Origin of the sequence: Pseudomonas sp. LH1G9 (genome assembly GCF_002949975.1) — a bacterium.
GTDB classification, from domain to species: domain Bacteria; phylum Pseudomonadota; class Gammaproteobacteria; order Pseudomonadales; family Pseudomonadaceae; genus Aquipseudomonas; species Aquipseudomonas veronii.
Genome location: NZ_CP026880.1, coordinates 3732086 through 3756522, shown reverse-complemented (window position 1 = coordinate 3756522; position 24437 = coordinate 3732086). Strand labels below are relative to the sequence as shown.

20 protein-coding genes are annotated in these 24437 nt (G+C 61.8%); 8 read left to right on the top strand and 12 right to left on the bottom strand.

The window, feature by feature from the left end; all coding sequences use genetic code 11:
• Positions 1–107: 107 nt before the first annotated feature.
• The 6 genes from C5F70_RS17420 to C5F70_RS17395 form a co-directional block, all read right to left on the bottom strand.
• Complete coding sequence (locus C5F70_RS17420) at positions 108–1721, bottom strand: J domain-containing protein (RefSeq protein ID WP_046384420.1); 1614 nt, start codon at positions 1719–1721, stop codon at positions 108–110.
• 10 nt (positions 1722–1731) lie between these two features.
• Entirely contained in the window at positions 1732–3429 is a 1698-nt protein-coding gene (locus tag C5F70_RS17415; RefSeq protein ID WP_046384419.1) for a molecular chaperone HscC, read from the bottom strand.
• 379 nt (positions 3430–3808) lie between these two features.
• Positions 3809–4834, bottom strand: coding sequence for an IS110 family transposase (locus C5F70_RS17410; RefSeq protein ID WP_079443074.1), 1026 nt, complete (start codon positions 4832–4834; stop codon positions 3809–3811).
• A 118-nt stretch (positions 4835–4952) separates the two neighbouring features.
• Complete coding sequence (gene adeC / locus C5F70_RS17405; protein ID WP_104903792.1) at positions 4953–6410, bottom strand: AdeC/AdeK/OprM family multidrug efflux complex outer membrane factor; 1458 nt, start codon at positions 6408–6410, stop codon at positions 4953–4955.
• Positions 6407–9568 carry an efflux RND transporter permease subunit gene (locus C5F70_RS17400; RefSeq protein ID WP_017844833.1) on the bottom strand — a complete coding sequence of 1054 codons (3162 nt, stop codon included), beginning with the start codon at positions 9566–9568 and terminating at the stop codon, positions 6407–6409. The genes adeC and C5F70_RS17400 overlap by 4 nt, the downstream gene beginning before the upstream one ends.
• A gap of 3 nt (positions 9569–9571) precedes the next feature.
• A complete protein-coding gene (locus C5F70_RS17395; RefSeq protein ID WP_017844834.1) occupies positions 9572–10720 on the bottom strand; it encodes an efflux RND transporter periplasmic adaptor subunit in 1149 nt (382 codons plus the stop codon).
• Between the two features lie 286 nt (positions 10721–11006).
• Between C5F70_RS17395 and C5F70_RS17390 the strand changes: the two genes are divergently transcribed.
• Positions 11007–11639, top strand: coding sequence for a TetR family transcriptional regulator (locus C5F70_RS17390; RefSeq protein WP_104903791.1), 633 nt, complete (start codon positions 11007–11009; stop codon positions 11637–11639).
• Positions 11640–11935: 296 nt separating this feature from the next.
• On the opposite strand, the gene C5F70_RS17385 is transcribed toward C5F70_RS17390, so the two are convergent.
• The 3 genes from C5F70_RS17385 to C5F70_RS17375 are packed head-to-tail and all read right to left on the bottom strand — an operon-like array spanning position 11936 to position 14525.
• On the bottom strand, positions 11936–12991 hold the full coding sequence (locus C5F70_RS17385) for an alkene reductase (RefSeq protein ID WP_017844836.1): 1056 nt from the start codon (positions 12989–12991) through the stop codon (positions 11936–11938).
• 27 nt (positions 12992–13018) lie between these two features.
• Positions 13019–14185: an MFS transporter gene (locus tag C5F70_RS17380; protein ID WP_104903790.1), complete on the bottom strand. Its 1167-nt coding sequence runs from the start codon at positions 14183–14185 to the stop codon at positions 13019–13021.
• 13 nt (positions 14186–14198) lie between these two features.
• Positions 14199–14525 (bottom strand): helix-turn-helix transcriptional regulator, encoded by a 327-nt coding sequence (locus tag C5F70_RS17375; RefSeq protein WP_017844838.1) that lies wholly within the window; start codon positions 14523–14525, stop codon positions 14199–14201.
• 154 nt (positions 14526–14679) lie between these two features.
• Between C5F70_RS17375 and C5F70_RS17370 the strand changes: the two genes are divergently transcribed.
• Positions 14680–15264: an ACP phosphodiesterase gene (locus C5F70_RS17370; protein WP_104903789.1), complete on the top strand. Its 585-nt coding sequence runs from the start codon at positions 14680–14682 to the stop codon at positions 15262–15264.
• 109 nt (positions 15265–15373) lie between these two features.
• Here the strand turns inward: C5F70_RS17370 and C5F70_RS17365 are convergent, their stop codons facing one another.
• Complete coding sequence (locus tag C5F70_RS17365) at positions 15374–16165, bottom strand: 1-acyl-sn-glycerol-3-phosphate acyltransferase (protein ID WP_046384413.1); 792 nt, start codon at positions 16163–16165, stop codon at positions 15374–15376.
• On the bottom strand, positions 16165–16920 hold the full coding sequence (olsB, locus tag C5F70_RS17360; RefSeq protein WP_017844841.1) for an L-ornithine N(alpha)-acyltransferase: 756 nt from the start codon (positions 16918–16920) through the stop codon (positions 16165–16167). The genes C5F70_RS17365 and olsB overlap by 1 nt, the downstream gene beginning before the upstream one ends.
• Before the next feature lie 185 nt (positions 16921–17105).
• Here olsB and C5F70_RS17355 point away from each other — a divergent pair, with 185 nt between their 5' ends.
• The 4 genes from C5F70_RS17355 to C5F70_RS17340 all read left to right on the top strand — a co-directional run bounded on the left by C5F70_RS17355 (position 17106) and on the right by C5F70_RS17340 (position 20348).
• Positions 17106–18188 (top strand): serine hydrolase, encoded by a 1083-nt coding sequence (locus C5F70_RS17355; RefSeq protein WP_017844842.1) that lies wholly within the window; start codon positions 17106–17108, stop codon positions 18186–18188.
• Positions 18185–18499, top strand: coding sequence for an amidase (locus tag C5F70_RS17350; RefSeq protein ID WP_104903788.1), 315 nt, complete (start codon positions 18185–18187; stop codon positions 18497–18499). Before C5F70_RS17355 ends, C5F70_RS17350 begins: the two co-directional genes overlap by 4 nt.
• A 99-nt stretch (positions 18500–18598) precedes the next feature.
• Positions 18599–19189, top strand: a complete 591-nt coding sequence (locus C5F70_RS17345; protein ID WP_017844844.1) for a YceI family protein — start codon at positions 18599–18601, stop codon at positions 19187–19189.
• A 1-nt stretch (position 19190) separates the two neighbouring features.
• Positions 19191–20348, top strand: coding sequence for a phosphatidylserine/phosphatidylglycerophosphate/cardiolipin synthase family protein (locus tag C5F70_RS17340; protein ID WP_104903787.1), 1158 nt, complete (start codon positions 19191–19193; stop codon positions 20346–20348).
• A 190-nt stretch (positions 20349–20538) separates the two neighbouring features.
• Here the strand turns inward: C5F70_RS17340 and bglX are convergent, their stop codons facing one another.
• The gene (bglX, locus tag C5F70_RS17335; protein WP_046490276.1) at positions 20539–22830 is read right to left on the bottom strand and encodes a beta-glucosidase BglX; all 2292 of its coding nucleotides are present in this window, start codon (positions 22828–22830) and stop codon (positions 20539–20541) included.
• A 241-nt stretch (positions 22831–23071) separates the two neighbouring features.
• Here bglX and C5F70_RS17330 point away from each other — a divergent pair, with 241 nt between their 5' ends.
• Both C5F70_RS17330 and C5F70_RS17325 read left to right on the top strand, forming a co-directional pair.
• Positions 23072–23683 (top strand): LemA family protein, encoded by a 612-nt coding sequence (locus C5F70_RS17330; protein WP_017844848.1) that lies wholly within the window; start codon positions 23072–23074, stop codon positions 23681–23683.
• A gap of 18 nt (positions 23684–23701) precedes the next feature.
• Complete coding sequence (locus tag C5F70_RS17325) at positions 23702–24430, top strand: YgcG family protein (protein ID WP_017844849.1); 729 nt, start codon at positions 23702–23704, stop codon at positions 24428–24430.
• Positions 24431–24437: the final 7 nt, after the last annotated feature.

Genomic DNA, 24437 nt, shown 5'->3' with positions numbered 1-24437 from the left:
GGCGGCCATGGTGCGGGGCAGTGCGGGGGTGGTTCAATCGGGGGAGGGCGGGTTTTGGGCGATGATCGAACGCAAGTTGCCGGGCGCTGAGGCCCGGCATTTGCGGGTTATCGTTTGGGCAGGTCGAAGTGGGTCCAAGGCACCGCTGGCAGGTAGTGTTGCGCAGCTACGATCAGCGCCACCATCACCACCAGGAATACCACTTGCAGGGGGCTCCAGAAGGCCCAGTGCAAACCGTTCAGCCACGGGTAGCCTTCGCTGAATTTCTGGCTCATCTGACCGATACGCGTCTTGTGCAACAGGTTGATCAGGACCATACCCGCGTAGGTGAACATGCCCAGCACGCCGAGCATCAAGCCGCAGGCCACCAGCATGATCGCCTGCGGTACGCCGTGGCGAATGACCAGCCAGTAGTCATTGGGGTTGATTCGCTTGGGGATCAGGTACTGGCTCAGCCACACATCCAGAACCCGATAGGTTGAACTCATCCCGGCCCACATTTGGGTGACGCGAAAGCCAACGGCCGCCGGCACGAACGCCATCAGCATGAAAATGACCAGCGACATCCCGTCCATTCTGTCTGGCTTATCGTGGGCGATGCTCAGGCCAAGCCCCAGGGCGAAGACGGCCCATAGCCGGATAAACACCTGTGTGTAGATCGGCCGAGGTACGAATTTGCGCCAAAAGAACAGATCTGTTTGAGGCAGGCGCTCGACCAGTTGCGGATAGCGCCAGGTCAGTGTTTGCGCCAGGTGCTGGCAGGCGTTCCACTCGTTTTCGCCAAACCCATCGATCATGCGTTTGTGTTGCGTGGCGGACATCGGCGTCAGCAGCAGGCGCGCGGCCAGGGCATCGGCTGATGTGCGCCGCGTGTCCTGGGCCTTGTCTTGCAAGTTGGCGTAGAAACTTTCCTGCTCGCAACGCGACACCAATTCGCGCCATATCCACGCCGGTTCCGGGTACACGCCTTTCTGGTCGTCCCAGCCGAATGCCTGGCACACCCGCTCGAACAGCGGCACGCTCCATTGGGTTTCATGCAGCAGGTGCAGGACGATGCGCTGCCACTGCTGTTGCAGGTCGAACACCCGCAGCCAGGGTTGGTTGGTGTATTGATTGAGCTGGGTGATGAACTCGCGCTCGGCCTTTTGCTCCAGCAGTTCCAGCAAGGTGCGGCGGTAGTCTTGCAGCAGTTCGCCGGTCAGCGCTTCGTATTGCCAGGACGTCATCGCCACTTGCTGCCAGGGCGTCAGCCATTCCAGGTGTTGGGCGGCCCAACCGGCGATGGCGCTGCGTTCACCCGGTGCTTCGAAACAATGGCGCAACAGGCCGGCCTGGAACGCATCGGTGCAGCCCTGTTGCCGAGCCTGGACCCAGCGTTCATCGAGGTTACGCGCGTTGAGGTCGTCGAGCAGTGCCTGGGCCGGGTCCGGTGTGTGGGCTTCGAAGGGCGCAGGGCTGACGGGGCTGATGTTCATCAGTTCGGCCAGGTCATTCAGGTTTGCGTAGACCGCTTCGGCCACGGGCGCCTGGACGCGTTCTTCCTCTTCGTTATCAGCCCGCCAGCGTGCTTCACTCAGGGCGTGTTCATAGGCCTCGCGCAGGCGCTGGAAGCCTTGGGCGTCGTCGTCCGGGCGGCAGCTTTTCAGCAAGCGCGCATAGCTGCGCTTGATGCTGCGCTCGTCGGCGTCATCTGGCAGTTGCAGTACGGTCCAGCAATCCATCGGTGTTCCCTCAGCGCCAGAACCCGTTGTCGAGTTGCTCAAGTTGACGGGTCAGTTCGCTGCGAGCTTCGCGGATGCGGCGTTCGTCCTGGGTGTCGAGTACCTGCTGGAACTGTGCCGCCCAATGCCCTAGCTGTTCGCGCAGCTCGCCGAGGTTTTCCTGGTAGAGCCGTTCGAGGCGGGCGACGAGCACGGTGTTGACCTGCTGGTCGCGTGGGTGGACCTTCAATTGCGCCAGGGCTTGCAGGCGTTGCTGGATCTCCTGCGGGTTGAGCACGCCGGGGTTGTTCTCGATCACCAGCGAATGTTGCTCGCCGGTCAGCGGGATATTCACCTGGGCTTCCAGCAAACCGTTGTTGTCGTAGGTGAAGCGCACGTCCAGGGAGACTTCACCGGCCTTGCGCTTGGGCACGGGAATATCCAGTTGGCCCAGCTCGATGTTGTCTTTGACCAGGCGGCTTTCACCCTGGTAGATCTTCAGCAGCACGCGGGTCTGGTCATCGTGCAGGGTGACCACGCTTTTGACCCGGCTCACCGGCACGCTGCTGTTGCGTTCGATCAACGGCAGGTAATGGCCGCTTTCGATATGGCCGCCGTACTGGTTCGAGGTTTCGATGCCCAGGGTGTAGGGGCAAACGTCAGTCAGCACCACTTCTTCGAGGGCGGCAGAGCGCGCCTTGAGTGCGGCCTGGATCGCTGCGCCGTGGGCCACCACCTGGTCGGGATCGAGGCTGATGGACGGGAAACGCCCGAACAGGCCTGCGGCAAGCTTACGTACCAGTGGCATGCGCGTGGTACCGCCCACCAGCAGGATTTCATCCAGGTCGCCAACCCGAATCCGCGCATCGCGCAGGGCGCGTTCGATCGGCGCGCGCAGGCGCTCCAGCAGCGGCGTGTAGAGCTTGGCCAGTTCCTGTTGGGTGATGGTTTTCACCCATTGCTGGCCGTCGACACGCAGGGCGAATTCAGCACTGTCATCCTGGCCCAGGGCTTTGCGCACGCGCTCGGCTTCGCGGCGCAGGGCTTGCAGCACAGTGCTGGTGGGCGGGAAACCCGTGGCGTTACGTTGGCTGTCGACAAAGTGTTCGAGCAACAGGGTGTCGAAGTCTTCGCCACCGAGGAAGTTGTCGCCGGCGCTGGCGCGGACTTCCATCACCCCGTCGAACAGCTCGATGATCGACACGTCAAAGGTGCCGCCGCCGAGGTCGAAAACCAGGAACGAGGTTTCTTTATCACGCTGATGCAGGCCGTAGGCGAGGGCCGCGGCGGTCGGTTCGTTGATCAGTTTTTCAACGGTCAGCCCCGCCAATTCACCGGCGATGCGCGTGGCCTTGCGTTGGCCGTCGCTGAAGTAGGCGGGCACGCTGATCACCGCGTCGGTGACCGTTTGGCCGTAGGTACGCTCGATGTCCTCCTTGAGGCTTTTGAGCACCAGCGCCGAGAGTTCTTCGGGGCGAAACGAGCGGTCGCCCAGGCGCACTTCGGTGGCGCTGCCCATGTAGCGCTTGAACAGCGAGGTGGTCAGGTGCGGGTGGGTATGCAGGCGCTCTTTGGCGGCCTGGCCTACCAGGACGCGGCCTTGGTCATCCAGCCCGACCACGCTTGGGGTCAGCAACTGGCCCAGGGCGTTGGGCACCATTTCGGCGGCATCGCCGCGCCAGACTGCCGCAAGACTGTTGGTGGTCCCCAGGTCGATTCCTACGATCATTACGACAAGCTCCCTCTGTGGTCTGTAAGAATCTGTTACTGATTTTACCCTGAAAGGTTGAGCGATAGGCAAGGCGGGAGAGCGTTGTGGTCATAGCAAACACCGATGACCAGGCATAAAAATCTATGGTCACCCCCATTTTTGCAATACTGATCAACGGGTGGTGTGGTTGGCTTGCTTAAATCTATCCGGCGTCTGTTTGGGGTATGCCCCAGCGCCACGATGAGAGTCGCGCCTGACAATCCTTAAAAACCGGTCGGCTTCTGAAGCCGATTTTTATGTCAGGATCTTCGCCAGGCCGGTGTGCCGTTCACATCATCTGTTGTTCAGCTATCGCAAAACCTGAAGGGTGAATCGTAGTACTGCAACAACTGCAGGGTCAGGCGTTCAAAGCGTCTGGCCCTGCTTCATATTGCGTATGGCGAGCGGCTATCGCCCAAGCGATACGCGCCAGTTTGTTAGCCAGGGCACAGGCCACGACATTTGAATGTCGTCGACTGAGCAAGGTTTTAACCCAGTCAGCCAGAGCGCCTTTCTGGTGATCCAGCCTCTGCATATAGACCCTGGAACACTGCACCAACAGTTGTCGCAGATGCTTGTCACCCCGCTTGCTGATCCCCAGCAGATTGGCCTTGCCGCCCGTGCTGTACTGCCTGGGCACTAAGCCAACGGAGGCGGCAAAGTCGCGACCGCATCGGTACTGTTTACCATCGCCCATCTCCACAGCCAGCAGGCTGGCGGTGATCGGGCCGACACACGGCATGCTCAGCAAACGACTGCCCAGATCATCGTTGGCCAGTTGGCCCGCCAGTTCTTTATCCAGCGCTTTGATTTGCTCATCCAGATAGACGAAGTGATCGTGCAGGCGCTGCAATAAGACCGTCAGACGAACGGGTAATTCGTGCTCGGCCAAAACGCTCGCCAAACGCTTCATGATGGCCAATCCCTTGGGCAGGCTGATTCCAAACTCCAACAGAAAACCGTGCATCTGATTAGCCGTTTTGGTGCGGTCATGCACCAACGATTCGCGCATCCGATGCAGCACAGACAGGGTTTGCTGGGATTCGGTTTTAGGCGTAACGAAGCGCATGGATGGGCGGGAAGCGGCTTCACAGATCGCCTCAGCGTCGACGAAGTCATTTTTGTTGCCCTTGACGAAGGGCTTAACGAACTGCGGGGAAATCAGCTTGGCCGTGTGTCCCATCGCCATCAGTTGGCGAGCGACAAAATGCGACCCTGCACAGGCCTCCATCACCACGACACAGCTCGGCACATTGCCGAAAAACTGCATCATCTGCGCCCGTGAGCATTTTTTGCGAAACACCTCGCGGCCCGACTTATCCTGGCCGTGCAGGTGGAAAGTATGTTTGCCGAGATCGATACCGATCAGTGCTGACTCGCTCATGATGATGGCCTCCGAAAACAAAACACCCCGTGAAAGCGTAGCCCTCACAGGGTGTTGGGGGTGACCATCTCATTAACCGCTTCCAGTGAGGGAAGCGGTTTTGTCTACAGCGGTGTGATCAGAACAACTTCATCTTTGGCGCTTCTTCTTTCAGCGGCTGGTTATTCGCCGCCTGTTCGTTCCAGCCACCGCCGAGGGCCTTGTACAGGTTGACCTCGCTGGTCAACTGCGCGAGGCGGTCGGTGATCAGCGATTGCTGGGCACTGAACAGCTGGCGCTGGGCGTCGAGGAACGTCAGGTTGCTGTCGACACCAATGCGGTAGCGACGCTCGGCCAGGCGGTAGTAATCCTGGTTGGCGGCGACGAAACCACGCTGGGCCTCCAACTGCTCCTTGTAGGTCTCACGCGCGGCGAGGCCGTCGGAAACTTCCTGGAAGCCGGTCTGGATGGCCTTCTCGTAGTTCGCCACGTTGATCTCTTTCTGGATCTTCGAGTAGTCCAGGCTGGCGCGCAGGCTGCCGGCGTTGAAGATCGGGATGTTGATCTGCGGGGCGAACGACCAGGTGCCCGAGCCGCCTTTGAACAGACCGCCCAGGTCCGGGCTCAGGGTCCCGGCGTTGGCTGTCAGGCTGATGCTCGGGAAGAACGCCGCACGGGCGGCGCCGATGTTGGCGTTGGCCGCCTTGAGGTTGTACTCGGCCTGCTGGATGTCGGGGCGACGCTGCAACAGGTCCGATGGCAACCCGGCCGGTACTTCGCTGAGTAGGTTATCCGACAGCGGCTTGCTGGCGAGATTCGCCGGCAGGCCGGTGCCGAGTAGCAGGGTCAGGCTGTTTTCGTCCTGGGCCACCTGGCGGGTATAGCGTGCCAGGGCCACCCGGGCGTTTTCCACCGAGGTGCGCGCTTGGCTCAGGTCGAGGGCCGAGGACACGCCGACTTCGTTGCTGCGCGAGGTCAGCTTGTAGCTTTGCTCGTATGCGCCCAGGGTTTCCTGGGTCAGCTTGAGCAATTCCTTGTCGGCCTGCCAGGTCAGGTAGGCGGTGGCCACACTGGCCACCAGGCTGATCTGGGTGCTGCGCCGCGCTTCTTCGGTTGCGAAGTATTTCTGCAGCGCTTCCTCGCTCAGGCTGCGGACACGGCCGAACAGGTCCAGCTCATAGGAGCTGATGCCCAGGGTGGCCGAGTACGAACTGCTGATGCCTGCTTTACCGGTTTGCGACGAGCGTGCCGGTACGCGCTGGCGGCTGCCGCTGCCAGTGGCCGATACGGCCGGGAACAGGTCGGCGCGCTGGATGTTGTACTGCGCTGCGTAGGCATCGATGTTCAAGGCCGCGACGCGCAGGTCGCGGTTGTTCACCAGTGCGGTCTGGATCAGCTGTTGCAGGGCAGGGTCATGGAAAAACTGCTTCCAGCCCTGTTCGGCGGCGGCCTGGTTCGGAGCCTGGGCCGACGAATACGCCGGGCCCTGCGGGAACTGCGCGGCCACCGGCGCCTCGGGGCGCTGATAGTCAGGTATCAGCGAGCAGCCACTGAGCACGAATGCCGTGACGGCTAAGGAAAGTAGCGACTTGCTCATTGGCCAGCCTCTTTAGGAGTTTGCTTGGGTTCAGTCTTTTTGCGTTCGCCCATGGCGGACACGGTTGCGAAGAACAGGGGCACCCAGAATATCGCCAGGACCGTGGCGGTGATCATACCGCCGATAACGCCGGTACCGATCGCATGCTGGCTGCCTGAGCCGGCGCCCGAGGAGATCGCCAGCGGCAATACGCCGAGGATGAACGCCATGGAGGTCATGATGATCGGTCGCAGACGCATGCGCGACGCTTCGATCGCCGACTCGACAATGCCTTTGCCTTGTTCGTGAAGCTCTTTGGCGAATTCCACGATCAGGATGGCGTTCTTCGCCGCCAGGCCCACCGTCACCAGCAAGCCCACCTGGAAGAACACGTCGTTGGACAAGCCACGCAGGCTGGTGGCGATCAACGCACCCACCACACCCAGCGGCACGACGAGTACCACCGCGATCGGGATCGACCAGCTTTCGTACAGCGCCGCGAGGCAGAGGAACACCACCAGCAGCGACAGGGCGTACAGCGCAGGTGCCTGGGAGCCGGACAGGCGTTCTTCATACGACAGGCCCGTCCAGGCGTAGCCGACACCCGCCGGCAGTTGCTTGGCGATGCGTTCGACTTCGGCCATGGCTTCACCGGTACTGTAGCCCGGTGCCGGGGTACCGAGGATTTCCATCGCCGCCACACCGTTGTAGCGCGAGAGTTTCGGCGAACCGAAGATCCACTTGCCCGAAGCGATGGCCGACAACGGCACCATCTTCCCGGAGCTGCTGCGCACGAACCATTTGTTCAGGTCTTCAGGGGACATCCGGCTGGCGGCCTCACCCTGCACGTACACCTTCTTCACTCGACCACGGTCGATGAAGTCGTTGACGTAGCTGCCACCCAAGGCAATCGCCAGGGTCTGGTTGATGCTCGACAGCGTAATGCCCTGGGCACTGGCCTTCTCGTCGTCGACGGTGAGCTCGTACTGCGGCTCATCGTTCACGCCGTTGGGGCGCACACCGGCGAGGATCTTGCTCTGGGCGGCCATGCCCAGGAACTGGTTGCGCGCAGCCATCAACTTGTCATGGCCGACGCCGCCCTGGTCCTGCAGGAACACGTCGAAACCGGTCGCGTTACCCAACTCCAGTACAGACGGTGGCACGATGGCAAACACCATGGCGTCCTGGAACGTCCGCATGAAGTACCCTTGGGCGCGCTTGGCGATCTCGAACACCGAGGTGGACGCGTCACGCTCATCCCACGGTTTGAGCATCACGAATGCCAGGCCCGAGCTTTGACCACGCCCCGCGAAGTTGAAGCCGTTCACGGTAAAGACCGATTTCACGCCCTTGCCTTCGCCGGGTTCGCCTTCCTTGTCGTTGAGCAGGAAGATACGCATGTCGTCGATGACTTTCTGCGTGCGCTCGGCCGTTGAGCCGACCGGCGTCTGCACCTGGGCAAAGATCACGCCCTGGTCTTCGTCGGGCAGGAACGCTGCCGGGATCCGCATGAACAACCAGATCATGCCGGCAAAGATCAGCACGTAAACGAGGAACGCCGGAATCTTGTGCCTGATCATGTTCCCCACGCCGCGCTCGTAGCTCAGTACGCTACGGTCGAAGGTGCGGTTGAACCAGCCGAAGAAACCACGCTTGGGTTGGCCGTGCGTCTCGGGGTCGATCGGCTTGAGCATGGTGGCGCACAAGGCCGGGGTGAAGATCAGCGCAACCAGTACCGACAACGCCATGGCCGAAACGATGGTGATGGAGAACTGTTTGTAGATCACACCGGTGGAGCCGCCGAAGAATGCCATCGGCAACAGTACCGCCGACAGCACCAGGGCAATACCCACCAGGGCGCCCTGGATCTGGCCCATGGACTTGACCGTCGCCTCTTTCGGCGACAGGTGCTCCTCGGCCATCACCCGCTCGACGTTTTCCACCACGACGATGGCGTCGTCCACCAGCAAGCCGATGGCCAGGATCATGCCGAACATGGTCAGGGTGTTGATGGTGAAGCCGAACGCGGCCAGGATCCCGAAGGTACCCAGCAATACCACCGGTACAGTCATGGTGGTGATGATGGTGGCGCGGAAGTTCTGCAGGAACAGGAACATCACCAGGAACACCAGCACGATCGCCTCGACCAGGGTGTGTACCACACCGGAAATCGATTCGGTCACCACTGGAGTGGTGTCATACGGCACCACCGCCTTCATGCCTGGCGGGAAGAACGGTTCCAGGGACGCGACCGTGGCACGGATGGCCTTGGCAGTGTCCAGGGCGTTGGCGCCGGAGGCCAGCTTGATCGCCATACCGGACGCCGGGTTGCCGTTGAACTGCGCGCTGATGCTGTAGGTCTGGCCGCCCAGCTCGATACGCGCGACGTCCTTCAAGCGAACCTGTGAACCGTCGGTGTTGACCTTCATCAGGATATTGCCGAACTGCTCAGTGGTCTGCAGGCGGGTCTTACCGATGATGGTCGCGTTCAATTGGGTGCCGGGCAGGGCAGGCAGGCCGCCCAATTGGCCGGTGGCCACTTGTACGTTCTGTGCCGAGATCGCGGTGCTGACGTCTACCGGGGTCAACTGATAGTTGTTCAGCTTGGCCGGATCGAGCCAGATACGCATGGCGTACTGCGAACCGAATACCTGGAAGTCACCTACACCCGCAGTACGGGAAATCGGGTCCTGGATGTTGGACACGATGTAGTTGGACAGGTCGTCCTTGGTCATGCTGCCGTCTTCCGACACCAGACCGATCACCATCAGGAAGTTCTTCACCGACTTGGTCACGCGGATACCCTGCTGCTGCACTTCTTGCGGCAGCAGCGGGGTCGCCAGGTTCAGCTTGTTCTGAACTTGGACCTGGGCGATGTCCGGGTTGGTACCCTGGTTGAACGTCACGGTGATGGTCATGCTGCCGTCGGAGTTACTGTCCGATGACACATAACGCAGGTTGTCGATACCGTTGAGCTGTTGTTCGATCACCTGCACCACGGTGTCCTGCACGGTTTGTGCGGATGCACCTGGGTAGGTCACCTGGATATCAATGGCGGTCGGCGCAATCGCCGGGTACTGGTTGATGGGCAACTTAAGGATCGACAGTGCCCCGACCAGCATGATCACCAGGGCAATCACCCAGGCGAAAATGGGACGGTCGATAAAAAATTTCGACATGGGTTACTCCCCTTTGCCAGCAGCAGCGGCAGCAGGAGCGGCGGTACCGGCAGGCTGGGCGTTGTCGGCGTCCTTGACCTTGACCTGGACGCCCGGCTTGACGTACTGCAAGCCTTCGGTGATCACACGGTCACCGGCGTTCAAGCCTTTTTCCACCAGCCAGTAAGCGCCGGCGGTGCGGTTGGCGACCAGCACGCGCTGCTCAACTTTGTTGTCCGCGTTGACCACCAACGCCGTCGGGATACCCTTGAGGTCTCGGGTCACGCCTTGCTGCGGTGCCAGGATCGCCTTGCTGTTCACACCGGCTTGTAACTGGGCGTGTACGAACATGCCAGGCAGCAGGGTGTGGTCAGGGTTGGGGAACACGGCGCGCAGAGTGACCGAACCGGTGGTCTGGTCCACCGACACTTCGGAGAACTCCAGTTTGCCGTCCAGGCCATAGCTGCTGCCGTCTTCCAGGGTCAGCTTGACCTTGGCGGCATTGGCGCCGGCTTTCTCCAGTTGGCCGCTTTCCAGGTCGCGGCGCAGCTTCAGCATTTCAGCCGAAGACTGCGTGACGTCGACGTAGATCGGGTCCAGTTGTTGGATCACCGCCATGGCATCGGTCTGGCCATTGCTGACCAGCGCGCCTTCGGTGACCGAGGAACGCCCGATACGCCCGGAGATCGGCGCGAACACCTTGGTGTAGCGCACGTTGATTTGGGCGGTTTGAACGTTTGCTTCGGAAGTCATGCGGTTGGCGACGGCGGTGTCGTATTCCTGGCGGCTGACGGCCTGCTCGTCGACCAACTGCTTGTAGCGGTCGGCGATCGACTTGGTCTGGGACAGGCTGGCCTGTGCGCTTTTCAGGGTGGCGTCATAGACCGACGGATCGATCTGATAAAGCTGCTGGCCTTCTTTCACATCCCCGCCTTCCTTGAACAGGCGCTTGAGGATGATGCCATTGACCTGCGGACGGACTTCCGCGATGCGGTAGGCGGTGGTGCGGCCTGGCAGCTCGGACGTCAGGGTAAAGGCTTGCGGTTGAAGGGTGACCACGCCGACCAGAGGAGTTTGCGCGGGCGGAGCCGCCTCTTCCTTTTTGCATCCGCTGAGCAGCGATGCCAGGGCGACGGCAGTGACCAGAGCGGTAACAGCTGGCTTAAGTTGCATGAAGATCCTCGGGTCAGGCGCGCAGACTGCGCACAAGAAGGGTGGAAGGGTAAAAAACAAGCTGTGAGTAGATAAGTAGCTTGCTACGCAATATACTTACGTTCATGGTTGTTTGTAAACTCTTGACAGGCTTCGCGCAGTGTTGACACAGCATCGCCCCGAGCCTCGATTTTAGTACGTTCGGCGCCCATGACGGTGTCGTCCCACAATTATTCAGATGCTCGTTAGCGCCTATTAAAGCAGCGTTACCGATAGTCCCACATGTTTTGATTGAGGTTTTATTGCCATGGTCCGTCGCACCAAAGAGGAAGCTCAGGAAACGCGCAGCCAGATTCTCGACGCTGCTGAGCAGGCCTTTTATGAGCGGGGTGTAGCGCGGACCACACTGGCGGACATCGCCGCGCTGGCCGGGGTAACGCGAGGCGCCATCTATTGGCATTTCAGCAATAAGTCCGACCTGTTGCAGGCATTGCTCGACACCCTGCACGAACCCCTGGACGAGCTGGCCAGGGCCAGTGAAAGCGAGGATGAAGTCGACCCGCTGGGGTGTATGCGCAAGCTGCTGGTTCATCTGTTCCATCAAGTGGTCCTGGACCCGAAAACCCGGCGCATCAACGAAATCCTGATTCATAAGTGCGAGTTCACCGATGAGATGTGCGACATGCGCCGCCAACGCCAGACCCACAGCCTGGAGTGCAACCTGCGTATCAGCCTGACCTTGCGTAACGCGGTGCATCGCGGGCAACTCCCGGAAAACCTCGACACCACGCGCGCAGCGGTATGCATTCATGCCTATATCAATGGCTTGTTGGGCCAATGGCTGCTGGTGCCGGACAGTTTTGAGCTGCACCAGGAAGCTGAGCGTTGGGCCGATGCAGGGCTGGACATGCTGCGCTTGAGCCCTAGCCTGCGCAATTAAGTCAAAATATGTAATTGCATCCAATTGTTTCAACAGTAAAGCCTAAGGGCGGGCAATCGTCCTGCTGACTTATTGGTGGGATGACTTTATATACGGGCTGGCGGGTGGTTGAAAGATAGCCGCCTAAGTATTTTGTAGCGTTTTTGTTGCAAGGCTGTGAAGGAATGTTTCTCCGGACCGCTGAGATCTAATGTGGGAGGGAGCAAGCCCTCTCCCACATTTGATCCGCGGTGTGTTCCCGATCGGCGAAAAAAAGCCCCGGTTCTTGCGAGCCGGGGCTTTTTCGTTTCAACGCATCACAGCGCCAGCGTCGGGTAGTCGATGTAACCGACCGGGCCCTTGGCATAGAAGGTTTCCGGGTGCGCCTGGTTCAGCGGCGCATCGGCTTTCAAGCGTGCCGGCAGGTCCGGGTTGGCAATGAACGGCACGCCAAAGGCCACCGCATCCGCCTTGCCCGAGGCCAGCCAGGCGTTGGCGCTGTCCTTGGTAAAGCGTTCGTTGGCGATGTACACGCCGCCGAAGGCTTCTTTCAATTGCGGGCCGAGGCTGTCAGCGCCTTCTTTTTCACGCGAGCAGATAAAGGCGATGCCGCGTTTGCCCAGTTCGCGGGCGACGTAGGTGAAGGTTTCGGCCAGGTTGTCGTCACCCATGTCGTGGGAATCGGCGCGCGGTGCCAGGTGGACGCCCACGCGGCCGGCGCCCCAGACTTCGATGGCGGCGTCGGTCACTTCCAGCAGCAGGCGCGCGCGGTTTTCCAGGGAGCCGCCGTAGTTGTCGGTGCGATGGTTGGTGCTGCTTTGCAGGAACTGGTCGAGCAGGTAGCCGTTGGCGCCGTGGATTTCCACGCCGTCGAAACCGGCGGCCTTGGCGTTCTCGGCACCGGTGCGGTAGGCGTCGACGATGTCGGCGATTTCAGCGGTTTCCAGGGCGCGAGGCGTTGGGTAGTCGGCCAGCGGGCGGACCAGGCTGACGTGGCCTTTAGGCTGGATCGCACTCGGTGCCACCGGGGTTTCACCGTTCAGGTAAGAAGGGTGGGAGATCCGGCCGACGTGCCACAGTTGCAGGAAGATCTTGCCGCCCGCGGCATGTACGGCCTTGGTCACATTGGCCCAGCCGCGTACCTGATCGTTGGACCAGATGCCCGGGGTGTCCGGGTAGCCCACGCCCATCGGCGTCACGGACGTGGCTTCGCTGAGGATCAGCCCGGCGGAGGCGCGTTGTACGTAGTACTCGGCCATCAGCGCATTGGGCACGCGACCGGCGTCGGCACGGCAGCGGGTCAGCGGCGCCATGATGATGCGGTTCGACAGTTCCAGGTCGCCCAGTGTGATCGGATCGAAAATAGTCGTCATGGGATAACACCCTTCTCTTTAAGTTGATCAGTTGGTCGCAGGGGCCAGGTCGGCATCGCCGCTCTGACGGAAAGTGATCAGGGTCACCAGCAGCGCGAAGATCGCCAGGGCCGCGGCGGCCAGGGGCACGCTGGTCAGGCCGAAACCGTGGGCAATCACGCTGCCGCCGACCCAGGCGCCGAGGGCATTGCCGATGTTGAAGGCGCCGATGTTCAAGGTGGACACCAGGTTCGGCGCGGCCTTGCCGAAGGTCACCACGTTGATCTGCAGCGCGGGCACGGCGGCAAACGAGGCGGTGGCCCAGAGGAACAAGGTGATTTCGGTCGGGATCTCCGCGATGCTGGTCCAGGTCAGCGCGGTGGAGACCACCGCCATGCTGATGAACACGCCGATCAGGGTGGCGGCCAGGCGTTTGTCCGCCAGCTTGCCGCCGATGATGTTGCCCACGGTGAGGCCCAGGCCGATCAGCAGCAGGGTCCAGGTCACGCCCTTGGGCGATACGCCGGTGACGTCGCCGAGCAGCGGCGCGACATACGTGAAGAGGGTGAACATGGACGCGGCGAACAGCGCAGTCATGGTCAGCGACAACCAGATGCCGGCGCCCTTGAGGGCGGCCAGTTCGGCGCGCATGTCGAGTTTTTCTTCATCGCGCTTGGCCGGCAGGAAGCGGATCAGGCCGATCAACGCGATCACGCCGATCACGGTCACCGCCCAGAAGGTCGAGCGCCAGCCGGCTTCCTGGCCCAGCGCCGTACCCAAGGGCACGCCCAGTACGTTGGCCAGGGTCAGGCCGGTGAACATCAAGGCCACGGCAGACGCACGCTTGTTGGCCGGCACCAGGTTGGCGGCGACCACTGAACCGATCCCGAAGAACGCACCGTGGCACAGCGCAGTGACCACGCGGGCAAACATCAGCACGTTGTAGTCGCTGGCCAGGGCGCAGAGCAGGTTGCCGATAATGAAAATGCCCATCAACGCGACCAGCGCGGCCTTGCGTGGCAGCCTGGCGGTGGCCAGCGCCATGAAGGGCGCGCCGATGGCCACGCCGAGGGCGTAGCCAGTCACCAGCCAGCCGGCGCCGGGAATCGACACGCCCAAGTCCGCCGCCACATCGGGCAGCAAGCCCATGATGACGAACTCGGTGGTGCCGATGGCGAAGGCGCTCAGGGCGAGGATGAGGAGCGAGAGGGGCATGTGCGTGTCCTTGTTACAGTGGTGCGCGGATTTCAGAACTGAGCTCAGTGATGAGCGCAGTGAGGAAGGCTTGGATCGTTTCCTCGTTGCGTTTGAAAAAGTGCCACTGCCCGGCCTTCTGGCTGCTGATCAATCCCGCCCGTTGCAAGGTCGCCAGGTGGGCCGACACGGTCGACTGGGACAAGCCGCAGCGCTGGTCGATCTGCCCGGCGCAGATGCCGTATTCGTGGTTGTGCAGTTGCTCGGGGAATTGCACCTTCGGGTCTTTCAGCCAAGTGAGGATGTCTCGCCGTACTGGGTGCGCCAGGGCTTTTATTATTTCGTCGAGGTCGATGGACATGGCGGTTGCTCGGTGTCGTAAAGCGTTATATCGCGATGAGGCGAACTTTAAATCGGTATATCTCGATATTCCAATATGATTTCGGTCTTAGGCCAGACTGAATCGGTATATCGGGTTATAACGATGCGTTGACGGCAGTGATAGACTGCACACCATGAATTATCTCGCACATCTGCACCTGGGCGGCCAACTTCCTGCGCAACTGCTGGGCAGCCTGTATGGCGACTTCGTCAAAGGTCGCCTGCAAGGCCGGTTCAGTCCGCCGATCGAAGCGGCCATCCAGTTGCATCGTTCCATCGACCGTTTCACCGACAGCCATCCGCAGGTCGGCGAAGCGTTGTCGCGCTTTAGCCTGACGCGCCGGCGTTATGCCGGGATCGTCCTCGATGTGTTTTTCGATCACTGCCTGGCGCGGGATTGGGCGCTGTATGCCGAGCAGCCCCTGGAACACTTCACCTCCCAGGTGTACCGCGTGCTGGCGGCCGAACCGCAGTTGCCGGGGCGGCTGGCGCAGATTGCGCCGTACATGGCGGCGGATGATTGGCTGGGCTCATACCGCGAGTTCGCGGTGATGGAGCCGGTATTGCGGGGGATCTCGCGGCGCCTGACGCAGCCTGAGGAACTGGGCCATGCGATGCAGGAATTGCGCACGTTATACGAACCGTTGAGTGAAGACTTCCGGCTGTTCTATCCAGAGCTGCAAAAATTTGCCCAAACCCAACTGACCACTGAGATCTGAATGTGGGAGGGAGCTTGCTCCCGATGGCGGTGGTTCAGTCAGCACATGCATTGACTGACACACCGCCATCGGGGGCAAGCCCCCTCCCACATTGTTGACTGTGCTCGCTTCAGGCGGCGAATGCCGGCCGAACCGCAATCTGTTCTGTTTCCGGCAGCGGCCCGAACAACGCCTTCTGCACCGCCTGCTGCGCCTGGAACGCCAGCGCCGCGCGTTCCTGCCCGGCACAGGCAATCGGCGTGAGCACATGGATTTCCACATCGCCCTGGTCGTTGGCAAACAGGCGCATCAGGTGCGAGAGCAAATCGTCATCGCCAATGAATGGCGCCAGCGGGTCCACTTGCCCATCGCGCAGATACCGGATCGCCACCGGTTGCAGCGACACATCCGCCTCGATCGCACTGGCCAGCAGGCGCCCGTGAAAGGTGCGCAGGCTGCGCCCGTCGGTGGTGGTGCCTTCGGGGAACATCAGCAGCGGGTGTTGCTGCTCCAGGTGACGGGTCATCTGTTTGCGGATCAGTTGGCTGTCGCCTGAACCGCGGCGAATAAACAGGCTGCCGGCCTTCGCCGCCAACCAGCCGGCCACCGGCCAGGTGCGGACTTCGGCCTTGGACAAGAACGACATCGGCGTGACCATGCCCAGCAGCGGGATGTCGGTCCAGGACACGTGATTGCTCACCCACAGCATCGGTGTCTGCGGCAATTCACCGTGTACCGTCACGCGAAAGGGCAGGGCGTTGGTCAGCCGCGACATAAAGAACCGCGACCAACGCTGACGGCGCACCATCGAGTTGGCCACCCCCAGGCGCTCGAACACACCGAACACACTGGCCATGCTCAAGCCCAGCGCCACCACCAACAGTACCCGGGCGATCCGCGCGTACACGCGCACGCGGCCCATCACATGGCCGCCTTGAAGTGGCGCGCATAACGCGGGCACAGCTCATCGCGCTTGAGCAGAATGAACACGTCGGCTACCTGGAAATCTTCATCCCAGCACGGCTCGCCGCAGATCTTCGCGCCCAGGCGCATATACGCCTTGAGCAGCGGCGGCATTTCCGCGATGACGTTGGACGGCAGGTCCAGCGCCGGCAGCGGTTTTTTCGGCTCGGCGCGCAGGTGTTCGTTGCACAGGTAGCGTTCGCGCAGGCGCTGCATGATCGCGTGGGCCTGGATGCCGCCATCGTGCATCGGGATGCTCGCGCAACCCATCAGGTAGCTGTAGCAGCCCTCGTTGAGCACTTCGGCCAACTCGCCCCACAGCACTGCAATGGTGCCGCCGTTGCGGTAGGCCGGGTCGACGCAGGTGCGGCCGATTTCCAGGATCGGGCCCTGCAAGTGCAGCAGGCCATGCAGGCTGAATTCTTCTTCGCTGTAGAACCGGCCCAGGGTGCTGGCGGCCTGGTGATCGAGCAAACGGGTGGTGGCCACCAGTCGACCGCTGTTCAAATCCCGCACGCCGATGTGGCTGCAGTGAACATCATAGTCATCCATGTCCAGGCCCAGTTCCGCGCCTTTCAGCTTGGCGTTGAACTCGCCGCTGAACACGTTGAACCGCAGGGCCTGTGCTTCTTGCAAAGCCTGGGCGCCGATCAGGCGTTCGGCTTGCAGACGGCGTTCATTGCCGGTGTCGCTGATGCGGGCGATCTGAGTCATGGCGAATCTCCGAGTGCCAGCCACGTTCCGGCCGGTCGACTTGTTTGTCCAAACTCAGGCTATGTAGGCTCGGTGTCATCTCCATGAAGTTACGGTGACGCTTAGATGACAGGCACTTATGTCGCCAATCTGTCATCGGCCTCGGCTAGGCTCGCGGGCTTGAATGCCCCCTTGAGTTCGTGTCCATGGTCAGAGGCTTGTTGTGCGTTGCCCTGTTGTTAGCCACCGTCACCACCCGCGCCGAAACCTGGCCTGACAAAGACTGGGCCAAGGGCACGCCGATCGAAGGTCCCGCTGTCGATGCCCTGAATACCTACGCGTTTCCCCGGCGTGACGACGCCACGCGCCAAGGCATCCGCACCGACGCGCTGCTGGTGATCCGCGATGGCGAAGTCATCTACGAGCGCTACGCCATGCCCACCACCGCGAGCACGCCGCACCTGACCTGGTCGGTCAGCAAAAGCCTGATGGCCACCGTGCTGGGCGTGGCCTACGGCGAAAGCCGCTTCAAACTGAGCGACCCCGCCGCACGGTTCTACCCGCCGATGAAACAGCATCCAAGCGTGACGATGGCCGACTTGCTGCACTGGGCCTCGGGCCTCGATTGGCAGGAAGATTACGAATATGCCCCGCTGAAATCCTCGGTCGTCGCGATGCTCTACACCCGCGGCCGCGCCGACATGGCGGAGTTCGTCGCCGGCATGCACACCGCCCGCGCGCCGGGCGAGGCCTTCCGTTATTCCAGCGGCGACAGCAACCTGCTCTCCGCCGCGCTCAAGGGCATGCTCGGCCACAAGGCCTACATGAGTTACCCGTGGGATGCGCTGTTCAAGCCGCTGGGCATTCATAACGCCACTTGGGAAACCGATGCCGATGAAACCTTCGTCGCCTCGTCCTACGCCTACCTCACCGCCCGCGACCTGGCGCGCGTCGGCCTGCTGATGGCGCGCGACGGTCGCTGGCGGGAGCAACAGTTGGTGCCGAAAGCCTGGGTCGATTTCAATCGGCAACCGTTCGATCACTACAAGGCCGGCCAGGACGAAGCCATGCCCGGCGGCCATTGGTGGCTCAACCGCGCCGTGCAGGGCGCCCCAAGACCCTGGCCCGACGCCCCCGCCGACACCTTTGCCGCCCTCGGCCACTGGGGCCAGGCGCTGTACGTCATGCCCGACGAACACCTGGTGATCGTGCGCTACGGCGATGACCGCGATGACAGCTACCGCCACAACGAACTGCTCAAACGCGTGCTGGCGGCGGTGCAGCCATGATCCGTCGTCGGCCGTTTACCAGTCTTTTCCTGCTGCTGTTGCTCGCCGTGCTGGGCTGGGGCTGGCACGAGCGCGTCAACCTGCAAGCCTTCCCCGACATCATCGCGGCGTATACGGCCAAGGAGTACTGCTCGTGCCGGTATGTGCAGAGTAATCCCGCCGAGTATTGCCGGGGGTATGTGAAGCAGTACGTGCCGATCAGTGCGTTCACCGATGACCCGGAGCGCAGTGAAGTCAGCGCCAGTGGATTGGGGCGTACCCATACGGCCAGATGGTTGGGCGAACATCAGGGCTGCCGCCTCAACCCCTGACACGTCATCTCCGCGGTGGGGGCGGCTTTGTCAGCTACATTGCGCCCGGCAGGCGGCACAGTTAAGGTTCGTTCAGGTTTTCCGCCCCACGAGTCTTTAATGTTCAACGCGTCTGTCATCAAACCCCTGGCCTTCGCCCTGCTGGCCGCCGCCGCCGTGCCTGCCCACGCGGACTGGTACCTGGACAACGAGTCCTCGCGGCTGTCGTTCGTCACTACCAAAAACACCGAGATTGCCGAGGTGCAGCGCTTCCTGGTGCTGCACGGCAAGGTCGACCGCAACGGTGCGGCGCAGGTGGAAGTGGAGTTGGAGTCGGTCAACAGCGGCATCCCGCTGCGCGATGAGCGCATGCGCAATCAACTGTTCGAGATCAAGACCTTCCCCGAAGCGCTGATCAGCACGCAGATCAACCTGCAACCGATCAACGACCTGGCCCCCGGCGCGCAGTTGGAGTTGCGCCTGCCATTGAGCGTCACGCTGCATGGCAAGACCCACACCTACAACGCCGAGCTGTTGGCCACGCGCCTGGATGATCGGCGTTTCCAGGTGGTGACCCTGGAACCGCTGGTGTTGCGCGCCGAGGATTTTGAGCTGGTGCCGGGTGTGACGGCGTTGCGCAACGCGGCTGGGCTGGCGTCGATCAGTTTGGCGGTGCCGGTGGGTGCGGTACTGATCTTTACGGCGCGCTGACATGAGCGGCGCAGTGTTCCCGTGGCGCAGCGCCAACCGTTTCGAGTTGTTGATCGACGGGCCGAGTTTTTTCCCGCAAATGCTGGTGGACATTGCCCGGGCAGAGCATCAGGTGGATCTGGAGTTATACCTGGTGGAAGCCGGCGCCTGCGCCGAAGTCTTGGTGCAGGCGCTGGCGCAGGCGGCTGAGCGGGGCGTGCGGGTGCGCTGCCTGTTCGATGATTACGGCAGCCTGGCGTTCGCCCTCAGGTTGCGTAAGCGCCTGACCGACGCCGGTGTGGAACTGCGCTTTTACAATCGCCTGGAATGGCGGCGCTGGATGGGCAACCTGTACCGCGACCACCGCAAATTATTGCTGGTCGATCAAGGCATCGCCGTGGTCGGCGGTACCGGCGTCACCGATGAGTTCTGGACACCGGGCCAGGACAGCGCCGACTGGCATGAAGTGATGGTGCAGATCGACGGCCCGCTGGTGCTCGACTGGCAAGCGCTGTTCGACCGGCAATGGTTGTCCAACGACGACCGCCGCGCCTGGAAACCGGCCACCCATTTCGGCTTGCCGCACTTGCCCAAAGTACCGCCGACCGGGTCTGGTCTCGGCCGTGTTGCCTATGCCGACGCGCGCCAACACCGCGATATTCTGCACTCGCTGATCCGCGCGCTGAGCAGCGGCCACCGGCGCATCTGGTTGGCGACCCCGTATTTCCTGCCCACCTGGGGCGTGCGTCGGGCCTTGCGCCGGGCGGCGGGGCGCGGCGTGGACGTGCGTTTGCTGCTGACCGGCCCGCGTACCGATCACCCGTCCGTGCGCTACGCCGGGCACCGTTATTACCCGCGCTTGCTGCGCTCGGGCGTGCAGATCTTTGAATACCAGCCGTGCTTCCTGCACCTGAAGATGGTCTTGGTGGACGATTGGGTGAGCATCGGCTCGTGCAACTTCGACCACTGGAATTTGCGCTTCAACCTGGAAGCCAACCTCGAAGCGTTGGACCCTGCGCTGACGCTGGCCGTGGCCGGCAGTTTCGAACGGGATTTTGCCCAGAGCCAGGCGGTGAGCCTGGAGGCATGGAAGTCGCGGCCGTTGTGGCGGCGGGTGAAGCAGCGGGTGTGGGGGTGGATCGATCGGTTGGTGGTGAACCTGCTCAATCGACGCGGCTGACGCGCCCAACTCACCCAACTCACCCAACGCGCTCAACTCGCTTAATTCGCTTAATTCGCTTAATTCACTTAACTGTAGGAGCGAGCTTGCTCGCGAAAAACCTGAGAACAACGCGTTCATTCAGCATGAGCGCGTCATCGTTAACGGTCTTCGCGAGCAAGCTCGCTCCTACAGAGGGCGGGGGCGGGCGTTAGAGCAGCTCGAAGGTCTGCTGCTGCACATCCTGGGAGTCCAAGCCGATCTGCACATTGAACTCACCCGGTTCCGCCGCGAACTTGAGCTGGCTGTTGTAGAACTTCAAATCCTCTTCGGTAATGGTGAAGTGCAACGTGCGCTCTTCGCCGGCCTTGAGCATGACTTTCTGGAAGTTCTTCAGCTCCTTGATCGGGCGGATCATCGAGCCGGCCACGTCCTGGATATACAGCTGCACCACGGTTTCGCCGTCGACCTTACCGGTGTTTTTCACGGTGACGCTGGCGTCGAGCTTACCGCTCTTGTTCAGGGTGGTGGACGACAGCGCCATGTCCGACAGGCTGAACGTGGTGTAGCTCAAGCCATAGCCGAACGGGAACAGCGGCCCGGTGGTGTCATCGAAGTACTGCGAGGTGTAGTTGCCCGGCTTGCCTGGGGTAAACGGCCGGCCGATGGTCAGGTGGTTGTAGTAGGTCGGAATCTGCCCCACCGAACGTGGGAACGTGATCGGCAGCTTACCCGACGGGTTGTAGTCACCGAACAGCACGTCGGCGATGGCGTTGCCGCCCTCGGTGCCGGCGAACCAGGTTTCCAGGATCGCGTCGGCTTGCTGGTTTTCTTCGAGAATCGACAGCGGACGGCCGTTCATCAGCACCAGCACCAGTGGCTTGCCGGTGGCTTTGAGGGCCTTGATCAGGTCGCGCTGGCTTTGCGGGATGTTCAGGTCGGTGCGGCTGGACGATTCGTGGGACATGCCACGGGACTCGCCCACGGCAGCGACCACCACGTCGGCATCCTTGGCGGCCTTGACCGCTTCGTCGATCATCACCTGGGCCGGGCGGGTGTCATCCACCACTTCCGGGGCATCGAAGTTGAGGAAGTTGAGGTAGTCGACCACGGCCTTGTCGTTGGTGATGTTGGCGCCACGGGCATAGATGATCTTGCCCTTTTCACCGATCACCGCGTTGAGGCCGTCGAGCAGGGTCACCGATTGTGCTGGCTTACCGGCGGCGGCCCAACTGCCCATCATGTCGATGGGGGCCTTGGCCAGTGGGCCGACCAGGGCGATGGTCGCGGATTTTTTCAGCGGCAGGGTGTCGTTCTGGTTCTTCAGCAGGACCATGCTGCGGCGTGCTATGTCACGTGCATCGGCGCGGTGCAGACGGCTTTCGGCGTTGGTGTCGGCCGGGTCGTCCTCGGCCTTGCCGATGCGCAGGTACGGGTCTTTGAACAGGCCCATGTCGTACTTGGCGCCGAGCACTTCACGCACGGCGTTGTCGATGTCGCTCTGCTCGATCTCGCCGGACTTGAGCAGCCCCGGCAATTCCTTGCCATACAGCGAGTCGTTCATGCTCATGTCGATGCCGGCCTTGATCGCCAGCTTGGCGGCTTCACGCCCGTCCTTGGCCACGCCGTGCTTGATCAGCTCGAAGATCGCGCCGTGGTCGCTGACGGCCAGGCCCTTGAAGCCCCAGTCCTTGCGCAGCAGGTCGTTCATCAGCCAGGTGTTGGCGGTGGCGGGCACGCCGTTGATCGAGTTGAGCGCGACCATCACACCGCCGGCACCGGCCTTGATCGCCGCGTGGTAGGGCGGCAGGTAGTCCTGGTACATCTTGACCGGGCTCATGTCGACCACGTTGTAGTCGCGACCGCCTTCCACCGCACCGTACAGGGCGAAGTGCTTGACGCTGGCCATGATGCTGTCGGCATTCGCCGCGCTGCTGCCCTGGAAGGCCTTGACCATCACTTCGGCGATGCGCGACACCAGGTAGGTGTCTTCACCGAAGCCTTCGGAGGTGCGGCCCCAGCGCGGGTCGCGGGAGATGTCGACCATCGGCGCAAAGGTGATGTCGAGGCTGTCGGCTGCGGCTTCCTGGGCGGCAATGCGCCCGGAGCGCCCGATGGCGTCCATGTCCCAGCTGGACGCCAGGGCCAGGCTGATCGGGAAAATCGTGCGGTGGCCGTGGATCACGTCGTAGGCGAAGAACATCGGGATCTTCAACCGGCTGCGCATGGCCGCGTCCTGCATCGGACGGTTTTCCGGGCGGGTGATAGAGTTGAAGGTGCCACCGATGCGGCCGGCGGCGATTTCCTTGCGGATCAGCTCGCGGGGCATTTCCGGGCCGATGCTGATCAGGCGCAATTGGCCGATTTTTTCATCGAGGGTCATCTGCTTGAGCAGGTCGCTGACGAAGGCGTCCTTGTCTTTAAGCGCAGCAGGCTTTGTTTCTGCCCAGACGGGGTGGGTGGCCAGAGTGGCAACAAGGCCGAGCAAACACAGCTTCTTCATGAATATCCTTTTTCGGCGCACTGCACAGCGGTTAGGCTGATCGGCCAAAATGTGGGGAGCGTCTATTGTTGTTCGGGTGTCGTTCAGAAAAATGCAGCACACTCTGAACTCTTTATCGCGCTGGGCATCTTTTTAGCTGATTGGCTCGATGCATTCCAGTAGTGGGGGCGGATTATGCCCCATGTGCGCGGTTTATAGGGCGAGTCGTCAAATTCCATCAAGGTTGGGCAGGAGAAACACCATGCAAGCAGCACAAGGTTACCGCTGGGGCTTGAAGGCCGCGGCTTTGCTATTGATCAGCACAGTGCTGAGCGGTTGTGGCATCAACACCATTCCGACCCTGGATGAACAGGCCAAGGCGGCCTGGGGCCAGGTGCAGAACCAGTATCAACGGCGTGCCGACCTGATCCCCAACCTGGTGGAAGTGGTCAAGGGTTACGCAACCCATGAACAAGACACCCTCACCGCGGTGATTGAAGCGCGGGCCAAGGCCACGTCGATCCAGGTCGATGCCAGCACCCTCGACAACCCGGAAAAACTCAAGCAGTTCCAGCAAGCCCAGGACGGGTTGAGCAGTGCGCTCAGCCGCTTGATGGTGGTGTCCGAGCGCTACCCGGACCTGAAGGCCAACCAGAACTTCCTGGCCCTGCAGTCGCAACTGGAAGGCACGGAAAACCGTATCGCCGTGGCGCGTCGCGACTTTATCCAGGCGGTGCAGGCGTACAACACCGAGATCCGCACGTTCCCGGGGCGCCTGTGGCACAGCGTGATGTACAGCGATCTGCCGATCCGCGCCACGTTTGAAGCCACCACTGCCGATGCCGATAAAGCGCCGCAAGTGAAGTTCAAATAAAGCTGCATTGAGGTGTCGATGCGTTTATTACGGATAGGCCTGGCGCTGTGGCTGTTGGCCTGCGCGGGCGTGGCCCAGGCGGCGTTGACCTTCCCGGCGTTGACCGGGCGGGTGGTGGACACCGCGCAGATGATCGACCCGGCGGTGCGCGAGCAGTTGACCCAGCAATTGCAGGCGCTGGAGCAAAGCCGTGGCGACCAGATCGTGGTGGTCACTGTGCCTGACCTGCAGGGCGTGCCGATTGAAGACTACGGTTATCAGTTGGGGCGCCAGTGGGGCATCGGCCAGAAGGGCAAGGACAACGGTGCGCTGTTGATCGTCGCCCGCGATGAGCGAAAATTGCGCATCGAAGTCGGTTATGGCCTGGAAGGCACGCTGACCGATGCACAGTCGTGGGTGATCATCAATCAGGTGATTGCGCCCAAGTTCAAGGCCGGCAAGTTCAGCCAGGGCATCAGCGACGGCGTCGCCGCGATGATCCAGGTGGTGGGCGGCGAGCCGCTGGCGGTGCCGGCCCATGTGGCGGATGCCAACTTCGCCAAGGATAATCCGGGGTTTTCCATCGGTTTGTTTATCCTGCTGATCGGCGTGTTGTGGCTGTGCAATCGCCTGGGCCTGCCGGTGTGGGCGATTCTGTTGGCGATTCTCAGCAGCAGCGGCCGAGGCGGCCGGGACGGCGGCGGTGGCGGTGGTTTTCGCGGCGGCGGTGGCGGTTTCGGCGGTGGCGGGGCTTCGGGCGGCTGGTGATGACAAT